A 14,979-nucleotide genomic window follows, 5' to 3' on the forward strand; every position below is an offset into this window, starting at 1 on the left:
CAATCGCCCTTGATCAACCAGTGAGGAGAGGGGAATGAAAAAACTGCTGATCGCCAACCGCGGCGAAATAGCCTTGCGGGTCGTGCGCACCGCCCAGGAGATGGGCATCGCCACCGTGGCCGTCTATGCCGACCAGGATCGGGACGCCCCCTATGCCCAGATGGCGGACGAGGCCTACCTCTTGCCTGGGGACACCAATATGGAGACCTATCTGAACGAGGACCTGATCGTCTCCATCGCCCGCCGGTCCGGCGCTGACGCCCTCCACCCTGGCTACGGCTTTCTGTCCGAGTTCTCCTCCTTCGCGCGCAAGGTGATTGAGGCTGGCATCACCTGGGTGGGTCCGGCCCCGGGGGTCCTGGACGAGCTGGGCGACAAGATCACCGCCTGCAAGGTGGCCGAGCGGGCCCGGGTGCCCGTGGTGCCAGGCCTGAGCGAGCCGGTCACCGACATGCGCCCCCTGCTGGACTTCGCCGACGAGCACGGCTATCCGGTCATGATGAAGAAGGCTGACGGCGGCGGCGGCCGGGGGATCACCCTGATCAACGACAGCGACGAGTTGCGCACCTTTTACATGAACCATGATGCCCTTCAGGGCGGCGACCTGGGCGACTACTTCATCGAGAAGTTCGTGGACCGGGCCCGGCACGTGGAGACCCAGTCCGGCAGGGACAGCCATGGCCAGTTCACCGTCTATTCCACCAGGGACTGCTCGGTTCAGCGCCGCAACCAGAAGCTGGTGGAGGAGGCTCCTGCCCCCTTCCTGTCCGACGATGTGATCGCTCAGCTGGAGGGGTTCTCCCGCCGACTGTTCGACACGGTGGGCTACGTGGGCCTGGGCACCTGCGAGTTCCTGGTCACCCCAAGGGATGATGTCTACTTCATGGAGGTCAACCCCAGGCTGCAGGTGGAGCACACGGTCAGCGAGCAGGTCTGCGGGCTGGACCTGGTCCGCGAGCAGCTGCGGATCGCCGACGGCGGCTCCCTGAACGTGGCGCCCCCGCCCCGCGGCCACAGCTTCGAGCTGCGCATCACCAGCGAAGACCCGGCCACCAACCTGACGCCCAGCTCAGGGACCATCGAGTCGATTCAGTGGCCATCCGGCCCCGGCATTCGCGTGGATTCGGGCGTCGAGGTGGGCGACACGGTCTCGCCCAGGGATGACTCCATGATGGGCAAGCTGATTGTGACCGCCCAGGACCGTCCGGCGGCCGTGGCCAGGGTTCGTCGGGCCCTGCGGGAGATGAGCATCAGCGGGGTCCCCACCCCGGCCGGCCTCTTCCAGAAGATCTTCACCAACCCCGAGTTCACCGCCGAGGACGGGCACTCCTTCGACGTGTCCACCAAGTGGCTGGAACGGGTCTATCTGAACGTGGAGCCTGCCTCCAATGGCAGCGGCCAGCCCGCTTCGGTCTCCGGCGCCTCCGCCCAGGAACAGGACCGGGACAGCGATCCCATGGAGACCTACAACGTGGAGATCGATGACAAGCGGGTCAGACTGGCCCTGCCCCAGTCGCTGCTGGGCGGCATGGGCGGCGTCGGCGGCCACGGCGGCATTGCCCGGCCTAGGCAGCCCCTGCGCGGGCGCGGGCTACGCGATCAGGAGCCCGGCGCACCCCGGCAGGATGCGGCCCGGTCCGGCGTCATCGTGGCCACCATGCAGGCGGTGGTCACCCGCATCAACGTGGCCCCCGACCAGGAAGTCGACAAGGGCGACCTGCTGGTGGTTCTGGAGTCCATGAAGATGGAGAACTACGTCTATGCCCCGGCCAAGGGCCGTGTGAAGACCATCGACGTGTCCGTGGCACAGGGGGTGGATCCGGGCCAGACCCTGGTCACCCTGGATCTGGGCGGGGAGGAGCAGGCATGAGCGTCACCGAATCCACCCTGGGCTCCCAGCCGGTGCGCCAGGGCATCCATCGGGCCGCCGCCCTGGCCAAGCAGGCCGAGGAGCACGCCCGCGACCGTCAGCACGCCAAGGGCAAGCAGACCGCCCGTGAGCGCCTGGACCTGCTCTTCGACAAGGACACCTTCGAGGAGGTGGGCCGCTTCGCCGGTGGCGACATCGCCGGAGACCGGGCGGGATCCGCGGTCATCACCGGCTTCGGCCTGGTTTACGGGCGCAAGGTCGGCGTCTACGCCCAGGACTTCTCCGTCAGGGGCGGCACCCTGGGCCGGGCCGAGGGCGAGAAGATCTGCCGGCTCATGGACATGGCCCTGCGGATCAAGGTCCCCATCGTGGCCATGATCGACTCGGGCGGCGCCCGCATCCAGGAGGGTGTGGCCGCTCTGACCCAGTACGGCCGCATTTTCCGCAAGACCTGCCAGGCCAGCGGCTTCGTCCCCCAGATCTCCCTGATCCTGGGACCCTGCGCCGGCGGTGCTGTCTACTGCCCGGCCCTGACCGACCTGATCATCATGACCAAGGAGAACTCGGACATGTTCGTCACCGGTCCCGACGTGGTCAAGGCGGCCACCGGCGAGACCATCAGCATGGACCAGCTGGGCGGCGGCTACGTGCACAACACCCGTTCCGGCGTGGCCCACTATCTGGGCGAGGACGAGGCCGACGCCATCGACTACGCCCGGACCGTCCTGGCCTACCTGCCTGCCAACAGCGGCCAGGAGCCTCCCCGGTACGCCTTCATCTCCGGCCATGCCGAGCGCCAGGCCGCCAAACGACTGGCCACGGTCATCCCCGAGAACGACCGGCAGCCCTACGACGTGCTGGACGTCATCCACGCCATCGTCGACTACGGCGAGCTGGTCCAGGTTCAGGAGCTCTACGCCCGGTCCATCGTGGTGGGCTTCGCCTGCCTGGAGGGCCGGCCGGTGGGGATCGTGGCCAACCAGCCCATGGTGGACGCGGGCAGCCTGGATGTGGAGTCCTCCGAGAAGCTGGCCCGTTTCGTCCGTCTCTGCGACGCTTTCAACCTGCCGGTCATCACCCTGGTGGACACCCCTGGCTACAAGCCGGGCTCGGACCAGGAGCATGCCGGCATCATCCGCCGGGGGGCCAAGGTCATCTATGCCTATGCCAACGCCCAGGTGCCCATGGTCACCATTGTGCTGCGCAAGGCCTTCGGCGGCTCCTACATCGTCATGGGCTCCAAGGCCATCGGCGCGGACCTCAACTACGCCTGGCCCTCCTCGCAGATAGCCGTGCTGGGGGCCCAGGGCGCGGTCAACATCATCCACCGGCGCGACCTGCAGGAGGCCAAGGAGGCCGGCCGGGACGTGGATGAGCTGCGAAACAAGCTGGCCCAGGAGTACGAAACCAGCACCGTCAACGCCAATCTCTCCCTGGAGATGGGCGAGCTGGACGGCATGATCGACCCGGAGCAGACCAGACCGGTCCTGGTCCAGGCCATGGACCTCCTGGCAGACAAGCAGCGCGTCAGGGTCAACGACAAGCACCACGGCAACCAGCCTCTATGAGCTTCCCCCTCGTCATCATCAGCAATCCCCAACTCTCTATGAATAGGACATCATGACCAGTACATTCTTCATCAACCGTCTCGCCGAGCAGCCGCACGCGCTCATGTTCGCCGGCCAGTCCAACCCTTGGACCGTGGCCTTGGCCGATCTGCAGGGCGATCCCGACCTCGACAGGTCTCTGAGGGAACGGATGGCTGCGGCCGCCGACCTGCTCAGGGCGGTCAAGCCCGACCTGCTGGCCACCAACGGCCGTCAGCTGGACCTGTTCGGCTACAAGCCCGACCCGGTCAGACTGGGGCCGGCCGCCGACGCGGCGGTCAGCGTGCCCGGCATCGCCCTGGTGCAGCTGGGCGCCCTTATGGACATGGACCAGCTGGGCTACGACGCAGCCCAGGCGCGCCCGGTGGCCCTGCTGGGGCACTCCCAGGGCATTATCGGCGTCCACATGGTCCAGGAGATCCAAGCTGCCGGATCCCTCAAGGCTGCCCAGGGCGCCATCGACCAGATCCTGGCCACCGCCATGCTGATCGGCGCGGCCGGCACCCGTCAGGCCCGTCGCCTGGGCATCCACCGCCAGGGTGAGGCCACCCCCATGCTTTCGGTGCGCGGCGCCACCCGCCATCAGGTCGAGGTCCTGGTCGACCGGGTGCCTGGCGCTCGCGGCCCCATCAGCGTGGCCGTGACCAACTCGGACCGCAACCTGGTCCTGTCCGGCTATCCGGAGGATCTGGCCGCCTTCGCCATCGAGGCAGGCAAGGAGAGCGAGCATCAGCGTCAACTGCGCGAGGACAAGGTCCGTGGTGGAACGGCTTTCTCGCCGGTTCTGGAGTACCTGGATGTGACCCTGCCCTTCCACTCGCCGCTCATGAAGGAGGCCGTGGACCTGAGCGTGGACTGGGCCTCCCGCTGCGGCCTGGACACCGAGCGTGCCCGGGTCTTGGCTGAAGAGGTCCTGCTCAACCATGCCGACTGGGCCGGCCGGATCGCCGAGGTCATGGACCAGCAGGATGCCGCCTCCCTCTGGCTGGTGGATCTGGGCCCGGGCGAGACCCTGGGCAAGCTGGTGGACAACCTGGTCCAAGGCACCGGAGTAGGCGTGGTCGAGGCCTCCAACCAGGCCCGGCGCGCGCAGCTGTCCACCATGGAGGAGGATCCGGCCAGGACACAGGACTGGTCCAAGCTGGCCCCTCGTCTGCTTGAGACCCCGGCAGGTCCCCGTGTGGAGACGGCCTTCAGCCGGTTGACCGGCAAGCCCCCGGTCATGCTGGCCGGCATGACCCCGACCACTGTGGAGCCCGAGATCGTCGCTGCGGCCGCCAATGCCGGCTACTGGGCCGAGCTGGCCGGCGGCGGCCAGGTGACCGCCGAGGTCTTCGACCGCCATGTGTCCCAGCTGGAGGACCAGCTGCAGGAGGGCCGCACGGTCGAGTTCAACGCCATGTTCATGGACCGCTACCTGTGGAACCTCCAGTTCGGCAGCCAGCATATCGTGCCCAAGAAGCGCGCCTCCGGCACCCCCATCGACGGGGTGGTTATCTCTGCCGGCATTCCCGAGCTGGACGAGGCCGTGACCCTGATCCGTCAGCTCAACGAGGAGGGCTTCCCCTACGTGGCCTTCAAGCCCGGCACAGTGGACCAGATCCGCCAGGTCGTGGCCATTGCCCGCAAGGTCGCCCCCACCCATATTCTGATGGAGGTCGAGGGAGGCGCCGCCGGAGGCCACCACTCCTGGGAGTCCCTGGACGACCTGCTCTCGACCACCTACGCCGAGGTCCGCGCCTGCCCCAACATCGTTCTGGTGGCCGGCGGCGGCATCGGCACCCCTGAGCGGGCGGCCGACTACATCAGCGGCCAGTGGTCCCGCGCCTACCACCTGCCGGACATGCCCGTGGACGGCGTCATGATCGGCACAGCGGCCATGACCGCCAAGGAGGCCCACACCAATCCCGAGATCAAACGGGCTCTGGTGGCCACCCCCGGCATCGACAGCTCAACCCCCGATCCGGACCCCTTCGCTCCCATGGGCGAGAAGTGGGTGCCCAGCGGCAAGTCCGTGGGGGGCGTGGGCTCCGGCCTGAGCCACCTGCACGCCGACATCTACGAGATGGAGAACTCCTCCGCCGAGTGCGGCCGCCTGCTGGTCCGGGTCATGAAGCACCCGGAGGAGCTGGAGACCCGCCGCGGGGAGATCATCGAGGCCCTGAACAAGACCGCCAAGCCCTACTTCGGCGATCTGGAGACCATGACCTACCAGGACTGGGCCCAGCGTTTCGCCGACCTGGCCTACCCCTGGGCCGACGACACCTACATCGACCGCTTCCTGCACCTGCTGCGGCGCATCGAGGCCCGTGTCTGCGAGCGTCAGAGCGGCGAGTTCGACTCCATCTTCGCCTCCAGGCAGGATGTGGCCGAGCCCGAGCAGGCGCTTCGCCGACTGCATGAGGCTTACCCACAGGCAGCCGAGCTCAAGGTGGTGCCCACCGACGTGGCCTGGTTCCCCGTCCTGGTGCGCGAGTACCCCAAGCCCATGCCCTTCGTGCCGGTCATCGACAACGACCTGCTGCGCTGGTGGGGCCAGGATCAGCTCTGGCAGTCCGAAGATCCCCGCTACGGCGCCGACTCGGTCAGGGCCATCCCCGGACCCATCTCCGTGGCAGGCATCACCACGGTGGACGAGCCGGTGGCCTCCATTCTGGGACGGTTCGAGCAGGCGGCCATAGACCGGGTGCGCGACCTGGGCAGCGGTCCCGCCAAGGCCTACAGCCAGCTGGCAGGCGCTGCTGGTGCGCAGGAGTTCATCCGCCGCAGCCCCAACATCTCCTGGGTGGGCCATCTGATGGCCAATCCAGCCTACGGGACGGCCATGGACGACCCCGACTACACCATCACCGCCACCGGCCAGGACGACCTGGGCGAGCACTACGACCTGGACATCCACCTGGATACCTACTGGGACGACGACCCTGACGGCGGTCTGGACAGGCATGCGGTGCGTCACATCGTCGTGCCGCTGACCATCAAGAGCGACCAGGTCGGCCTCTTCCCGGTGGTCGACCGCACCCGCCTGCCCAAGGATGTCTACGCTCTGTTGGCCGATACGGCCGGCATCGGCAACACCACCATCACCGGCGACAAGCTGGAGGCCATGCCTGCCATCGAGAAGGACGATGACCCCGAGCACCCCTTCGGCCTGGTCCACAGCGGCTACACCCTGGCATCCAACCTGGGCTTCGACCATGAGGCGGCCACCGGAGGCGCCCTGCCCGATGCGCTGATCCCTTCCGGCTTCGCCCCCGATGCGCTGGTGGGTCCGGCCTGGCCGGCCATCTACGCAGCTCTGGGATCCGTCTATGTGGATGGCTTCCCCATCATCGAGGGACTGCTCAACGCGGTCCATCTGGACCACCTGATCGAGCTGGAGGTCAGCGAGAAGCGCCTGCTGGAGCATACCGGCCAGCGGATCGAGCTGACTAGCTGGGCCGAGCCCTACCAGGAATCTTCCTCCGGCCGGGTGGTGACCATCCATGTGGTCCACGCCGCCCAGGACGGGCCTGTGCTGGCCCGCGAGGTGGAGCGTTTCGCCATCCGCGGCCGCGCCTACAGCGACCAGCTGCCCCAGGAGGCTCCCGAGTACGGCGGCATCCGCGCCGACACGGTGGACACGCCGCGCAGGCTGTTGCGTCGCGTCACCGTCACTGCCCCCAAGGACATGACCGCCTTCGCCCGCACCTCAGGGGACTTCAACCCCATCCATACCTCCAAGCGAGGTGCCGCGGTCTCCGGCCTGTCTGCGCCGCTGGTGCACGGCATGTGGCTGTCGGCCACCGCCCAATACGCGGCCCAGGCCACCGACGAGCAGGGTGTCCACTACGAGATCGCCGGATGGACCTACAACATGTACGGCATGGTCCAGCTGGGCGACAAGGTGGAGATCAGCCTGGAGCGTGTGGGCAAGGTCCGCCACGGCGGCCTGGTCCTGGAGGTCACCTGCAGGATCGACGGCCAGCTGGTCTCCCGCGGCACGGCGATCGCCCGCGCCCCAAGGACCGCCTACGTCTATCCCGGCCAGGGGATTCAGCAGCAGGGCATGGTCCTGGACGAGCGGGCCAAGTCGCCGGCCGCCCGTGAGACCTGGGAACGGGCCGATGCGCTGACCCGCAGCAAGCTGGGGTTCTCCATCCTGGCCGTGGTGCGTGACAACCCGCACACCCTGACGGCCAAGGGGGTCACCTACCACCATCCGGAGGGTCTGCTCAACCTGACCCAGTTCACCCAGGTGGCCCTGGCCACCGTGGCCTTCGCCCAGACCGCCCGCCTGCGCGAGTCCGGCATGGACATCTGGCCCGCCTACTTCGCCGGCCACTCCCTGGGCGAGTACAACGCCCTGAGCTCCTTCGCCGGGGTCATGTCCCTGGAGACGGTTCTGGAGCTGGTCTTCCACCGCGGGTCCACCATGCACTCCCTGATCGAACGCGACGAGCAGGGGCGCAGCAACTACCGGATGGGCGCCCTGCGTCCCAACCAGTTCGGCGTGGGCGACTCCGGCGTCAAGGAGTATGTGGAGTCCGTAGCCAAGGAGTGCGGCGAATTCCTGGAGATCGTCAACTACAACCTGGCCGGCCAGCAGTACGCCATAGCCGGGACCATCGCCGGCCTGGAGTACCTGCGTGCCGACGCCAACCGCCGGGCCAAGGAGGCGGGCGGCAAGCCGGCCTTCATGTACGTGCCTGGCATCGACGTGCCCTTCCACTCCACCCTGCTGCGCAAGGGGGTGCCCGAGTTCCGCGACACCCTGGATGCCCTGCTGCCCGAGCATATCGACTACTCCCGCCTGGAGGGTCGCTACATACCCAACCTGGTTGCACGGCCCTTCCAGATGACCAAGGAGTTCGCGGCCTCCATCCTGGAGGTGGTTCCTTCCGAACGCATCAAGCAGGCGCTGGATGATCCCCAGGTCTGGGATCAGTATGCGGCCGACGACCAGAAGCTTGGCCGTCTGCTGCTGACCGAGCTGCTCTCCTGGCAGTTCGCCTCTCCTGTGCGCTGGATCGAGACCCAGGCGATCATGTTTGATGCCCCCGAGCAGGGCGGCCTGGGCGTGGAGCAGCTGATCGAGGTAGGGCTGGGCCATTCGCCCACCCTGGCCAACCTGGGCACCAAGACCCTGAAGCTGCCCGACTTCCGCGAGCGTCACGTGAGCGTCTACAACCTGGGCAGGGACGAGAGCCGGGTCTATCTGACCGACACTGATTCCATGGCCCCGGTTCAGGAGGAGCCCGCAGCTCCGGTCCAGGAATCCAGCCCTGAACCTACTCAGGCTGGTGCGCCTGCGCCTACATCGGCTCCGGCTCCGGCCCCTGCCCCTGCAGCGGCCGAGGACTCGGCCCCCGCTCCGGCCCCGGCGACCGGCGGCCCATCGGGTGCCGATGTGGCCGACCTGCCCTTCAAGGCCTCGGATGCCATCGCCGTCCTGCTGGCCTACTCCACCAAGATCCGCCCCGAGCAGATCGGGCAGACCGACACCACCGACACCCTGACCAACGGCGTCTCCTCCAGGCGCAACCAGCTGCTGATGGACATCAGCTCCGAGCTGGGCGTGGCCAGCGTGGACGGCGCCGCCGAGGCCAGCATGACCGACCTGAGCGCCCTGGTGAACAAGGTGGCCCCCAACTATCGGCCCTTCGGCCCGGTGCTCTCCGACATCGTGCGTGAGCGCATCCGCGACCTCTTCGGCCCCTCCGGCCTCAAGCTGCAGCAAGTGGAGCAGCGGGTCTCCAACGTCTGGCAGCTGGGTGCGGGCTGGGTTTCGGCCACCGTGGCCAGCCTGGTCCTGGACACCCGTGAGGGCGCCTCCTCGCGTGGCGGCGACCTGGCGCTCCTGCCCACCGAAGCCGTCTCCACTGTGCCTGCGGCCAATGCGCTGATCGACCAGGCCGTTCAGCAGGTGGCCCAGCGTCACGGCGTCACGGTCTCCATGCCCTCTGCAGGCGGTGCCGCTGGCGGTGCCGTAGTCGACTCCGCCGCCCTGGATGCCTTCGCAGCCCAGGTGACCGGCTCCGAGGGTGTGCTGGCCTCCACGGCCCGCTTCCTCCTGGACAAGCTGGGGCTAAAGCCCCCGACCGTCCAGCCTGGCGAGAATGAGGATGCTGCCGTTGTGGCTGCCGTCAATGCCGAGCTGGGCAGCGACTGGCCCGAGCAGGTGGCGCCACGGTTCGAGGCCTCGCGCGCCGTCCTCTTCGACGATCGCTGGGCCAGCGCCCGTGAGGATCTGGCTCACATCTACCACGAGCATGACGACGACCGCAGCCGCCTGAGCTTCGTAGGAGCCGGACGCGAGGTTCACGATCAGGCCTTCTGGTACGCCGAGCAGGCGCGTAACCGCGGCGAGCAGGATCTGGCCCGGGTCTTCAGTGGCATAGCCGACCAGGCCATGACCCCAGCCGACTCGGACCAGACCGCCGCACGATTCGCCAAGGATGTGGCCGTAGTCACCGGCGTGGCTCCCAAGTCCATCGCTGGATCTTTGACTGCCGGCCTCCTGGAGGGCGGGGCGACGGTCATCGCCGTCTGCCACTCCCTGAAGCCACAGACCGTCATCTGGGCTCGCGACCTCTACCGTCGCCATGCCGTGGGCGGTGCCCGTCTCTGGATCGTGCCCGCCAACCTGTCCAGCTACCGGGATGTGGATGCCCTGGTCGACTGGGTCGGCAACGAGCAGCGCAAGACCACGGGGGCCACGACCACCGTGCTCAAGCCTGCCTACGAGCCCACCCTGCTGCTGCCCTTCGCAGCCCCCGCCATGCACGGGACCATGGCCGACTCGGGCCGGCTCTTCGAGTCCCAGGCCCGGCTCATGCTCTGGAGCCTGGAACGCCAGATCGCCGGGTTCGCCGGCATCGGGGCGGACACGGACGTCGACCACCGTCTGCATGTGGTTCTGCCCGGCTCTCCCAACCGCGGCATGTTCGGCGGCGACGGAGCCTACGGGGAGGTCAAGGCCGCCCTGGATGCCATCGTCAACCGGTCCCGCCCCGAGCAGGACTGGTCCGGCCGGGTCACCTTCGCCCACCCGCTGATCGGCTGGGTCCGAGGCACCGGGCTCATGGGCGGCAATGATCCGCTGGTCCAGGTGGTGGAGCGCCACGGCATCCACACCTACTCCACCGGGCAGATGGCTGATTCCCTGCTGGAGCTTTGCACTGTAGAGGCCCGCCAGCAGGCTCTCCAGGTCCCGCTTCAGGCCGACCTGACCGGCGGCCTGGGCTCCAGCCCGCTGGACCTCAAGGCCCTGAAGGCTGAGGCTGCCCAGGATGAGGATCCGTCGACGCCGGCCCCAGCCGGAAAGCCCGGAGATGCGCCCGCAGATGCCGACAAGGATCCGGGCCGGGTCATCAAGGCCCTGCCCACACCCCGGGTGCCCGCCCAGGCCCCGGTGGATCTGCAGGATTGGCAGGGCGTGACCGCTCGGCCCGAGGATCAGATCGTCATCGTCTCCATCGGCGAGATGGGTCCCTGGGGTTCCGGCCGCACCCGCTTCGAGGCCGAGATGGGCATCCATTCGGACGGCCAGGTCGACCTGAGCGCCGCCGCCGTGCTCGAACTGGCCTGGAACATGGGCCTGGTCGAGTGGCAGGACAGCCCCAAGCCGGGCTGGTACGACAAGGATGGCGAACTGGTGCCCGAGCAGGACATCGCCGAGCGCTACCACGACCAGGTGGTGGCCCGCTCCGGCATCCGTCCCTTCGACGACGGCATGGGTTCCGACTACCGCCAGGGCACCAACGAGGAGGAGGTGGATGTCTTCCTGGATCACGACGTGGCCTTCTCGGTGCCCACCAAGGACATGGCCGAAGAGTACGTGGCCCAGGATCCGGACCACACCAGCATCGCCCGAGACGAGCAGTCCGGCGAGTGGACCGTCACCCGCCTGCCCGGCTCCCGCATTCGCGTGCCGCGTCGGGCCACTATGTCCAGAACCGTAGGCGGTCAGTTCCCCAAGGGCTTCGACCCGGTCAAGTGGGGCATTCCCGCCTCCATGGTCGGGGACGTGGATCCGATCGCCCTCTGGAATATCGTGACCACTGTGGATGCCTACCTGTCGGCCGGGTTCACCCCTGTGGAGATCCTCCAGGCCGTGCACCCCTCCAAGGTGGCCTCCACCCAGGGAACCGGCTTCGGCGGCATGGCCTCCATGCGCAAGCTCTACCTGGACCGCTTCCTGGGCAAGGAGATCCCCACGGACATCCTCCAGGAGGCCCTGCCCAACGTGGTGGCTGCGCACGTCATGCAGTCCTACATCGGCGGATACGGCAACATGGTCCAGCCGGTTTCGGCCTGCGCCACGGCTGCGGTCTCCCTTGAGGAGGGCGCTGACAAGATCGCCCTGGGCAAGGCGGACTTCGTGGTCACGGGCGCCATCGACGACATCGGCGTGGAGTCGGTCATCGGCTTCGGCAACATGAACGCCACCGCCGATTCCGCCGAGATGTATGCCAAGGGCATCCAGCCCCGGTTCTTCTCCCGGGCCAACGACCGTCGGCGCGGGGGCTTCCTGGAGTCCCAGGGCGGCGGGACCATCCTGCTGACCCGCGGCGACATCGCTCTGCACATGGGCCTGCCTGTGGCTGGCGTGGTCGGGTACATCCACTCCTTCGCGGACGGTGCCCACACCTCCATCCCCGCACCCGGACTGGGGGCTCTGGCCGCCGGCATGGGCGGCAAGGACTCGGATCTGGTGCGCTCGCTGGCCAAGCTGGGCGTGAGCCCCGACGACATCGCCGTGGTCTCCAAGCATGACACCTCCACCAACGCCAACGACCCCAACGAGTCCGAGCTGCACAACACCCTGGCCCACGCCATCGGGCGGACGGACGGCAACCCGCTCTACGTCATCTCCCAGAAGAGCCTGACCGGCCATGCCAAGGGCGGCGCCTGCATCTTCCAGATCAACGGGCTCACCCAGCTCTTCCGGTCTGGGGTCATCCCGGCCAATGCCTCCCTGGACTGCGTGGATCCGGTCCTGAGGCGCGACGACCATCTGGTCTGGCTGGAGCAGCCCCTGAAGGTGGGCAGGATCAAGGCCGGGCTGGTTACCTCCCTGGGCTTCGGCCATGTCTCCGGCATCGGGGTCATCGTCAGTCCCGGAGCCTTTGAGGCAGCCGTGCTCCAGACCTCCGGCCAGGAGGCCCTTGATGAGTGGCGTCGCCGGGCCAACGACCGTCTGGCCGCTGGTCAGCGCCATCTGGAGGAGGGCCGCATGGGTCGGGCCCCGCTCTATGAGCCCATCGACAACCGCCGCTTCCATGAGGACGGCCACGGGTATGTGGGGCACGAGATTGAGAAGGCCATGCTGCTGGATCCCCAGGCCCGCTTGGGTGCCGACGGCTACTATGACCGGGGATGAGAGCGGCGTGAACCAGCTGGATTTCCGTCTGAAGCAATAGGCGGGAGTCCGGTGAGGGAACAGTCATTGCGATGATCGGGGAGGTGGGCCAGACGGCTTGCCTCCCTTATTGTCTTGCCATTGGGTGCGGCTGTCCCTTGTCTTCATGCCTTATGTACAAGGGCTCCCTTGCAGGTATGCGAGCTATCTGGTCGTCAGGACTTATTGGTCATTGGAGCTGTTGTAATGGCTGCGCATAAGGGATTTTGTCCGAATATTGCCCGCATGTTGCTCAACCGGCGGTGTGCTATTGCCAGGCTGCGATTGGAGCCTTTTCACAAAAAGGTATAAAAAGTAGATGGGTGACCCAGATTTTACTTGGGATTATTGCTGGGCCACCCAAATGGCCGAACTCGTCTTGGGGGAGTGTCCGGCCTCTTACTCGTGCGAAGTTTTAGTGCTAGTGATCGCTGTAATGGAATTCCTACTGCTGAGGTTTGCTGCCATAATACTCATGGCAAGAAGCCCGACTATCATAGCCACGCCGATATTTTCTCCTTCAGCTGTGGGCAGGACGCCTACAGTCAGGGGGAGTCGCTGGTTGTCGATGTCGCCGGATCGGTCGATCGAATTGAACGTTTAGCGGACGGCCACTGTCACCATAATTGGTTGTATGCGGGGGTTGGGGGTGACAGTCCAGGTGCCATCGCCGTTTTGTTTCAGTCAGGTTTTCTGCTTCTGCCAAGGATCACCTCAGCGGACACACCACTTGTAGGGAAAGGCATTTCGACGGTACGACGATTGACTGCATTGAGGGGATTGCCTGTTTTCAGCGGTCTATTCGGGTTGATTCCCTGGACATGAGTCCTTATGTCTGGAGCAAGGCCCTGGGAATGGAAGGCACCTATGCTGCATGAAGTGATTTGTAAGGAGTACCGTCTTATTATTCGGAACAAAGGCAGGCAAACCCCGCGTGTGCACGATGTTGTCGCCCAGCTCTCACTAATTATTGACGCCACACGGATAGGCGCCCCTCATAGGAAGCGGCAGCCAGTGAATAAGGGTAACTCGTACTGTCCGAGCGTTTCCGCTTAGGAACCGCACTCATCGGTGCTCACTGCGCTCGCGTGCATAGTCATATTGCAGCAAGTTATCGTTCATGTCTAAGGGAATACAAGGAACATCGCGACACCGAAAGCGACACCGCACAATCCGAATATCGTAGCCCCAGCAAGTTGCTTCATGTAATCCGGCTTGCCCCAATTGTTTTTGAGGTCATTTGAACATGCTGACAGACAATGTTTAATAACTGATACCATTTCATTCCCTTTCTTAAGAAGGAGCTGCAAGATGCAAGACTGTCAAAATAGGTAGGGTCAATCCCGTCGATGCTGAAGCAGAACAAGTTGTCGCATAGGCTATGGTGCTAGCTGTGCATCAGCAAGTAGCATCCGACCTTATCTGCAAACAAATTTCATCTCTTCGTTAGTCAAAGCAGAAGAACCTGGCTAACTTCTTGTCAATTATATTCGGCTATAGTTCCCCTCTCAACCGGGTCAACTACTTGTTTTCCGCCGTTCTCGTTTTTGAGAACCGCGTAATAGATATTTACTGATGTTGCTGTAAATGCTATCAGAAGAATTGATGCTCATCCTGTTATCGCCAGCATGATTTCAACTTTTGTGATCAATGTTCGGGCATAGCGAATTCCCATTCTCGAAAAATAAGGCTGCTGTGCGTGGCGAATTTGTCGATGCCAATGTCAATTACCTCTGATTTTCATCCTCTAACATCGGATGGCAGCACGTTACCAGTCTGATTCCCCTTGCTCTGCAAGAATGAATAATCTTGCGGAAATCTGTCAGCCAAGTTCCGCGTAGAACATTTATTCTTTCCATCCATATCATCCGACAAGGAGTGGTCACCGCGTGAGCATGGATGATCCCGCAGTACTCCGGCAGTCACTGGAACGGACGAGGTGTTCCTTGGATCCACGGGATTGACCCATGGATACGCAGAGAAGCGATACTGGCGACGGCGCGATCTCTTATTCAGGGTGGATGAACCGCCTGAGACTAGTCCACAGCCGCCAGGGATCAAAATTTCTGTACGGATCTTCACGATTATCCGCAGAGGAGGGATAATCAGCGCCGGTTTCC

The 14,979-nt window shown here is 65.3% G+C and carries 3 protein-coding genes; all 3 read left to right on the forward strand.

The annotated features are described in order from the left end of the window. The first annotated feature begins 34 nt into the window (after positions 1 to 34). The 3 genes from ACUIAH_RS07680 to ACUIAH_RS07690 are packed head-to-tail and all read left to right on the forward strand — an operon-like array spanning position 35 to position 12,841. Entirely contained in the window at positions 35 to 1,870 is a 1,836-nt protein-coding gene (locus ACUIAH_RS07680; protein ID WP_445340887.1) for an acetyl/propionyl/methylcrotonyl-CoA carboxylase subunit alpha, read from the forward strand. Beyond that, positions 1,867 to 3,438 carry an acyl-CoA carboxylase subunit beta gene (locus ACUIAH_RS07685; RefSeq protein ID WP_261253713.1) on the forward strand — a complete coding sequence of 524 codons (1,572 nt, stop codon included), beginning with the start codon at positions 1,867 to 1,869 and terminating at the stop codon, positions 3,436 to 3,438. The genes ACUIAH_RS07680 and ACUIAH_RS07685 overlap by 4 nt, the downstream gene beginning before the upstream one ends. Before the next feature lie 52 nt (positions 3,439 to 3,490). After that, a complete protein-coding gene (locus ACUIAH_RS07690) occupies positions 3,491 to 12,841 on the forward strand; it encodes a fatty acid synthase subunit beta domain-containing protein (protein ID WP_445340888.1) in 9,351 nt (3,116 codons plus the stop codon). The last annotated feature ends 2,138 nt before the right edge of the window (positions 12,842 to 14,979 follow it).

The sequence above is a fragment of the Bifidobacterium sp. ESL0820 genome (assembly GCF_052606235.1).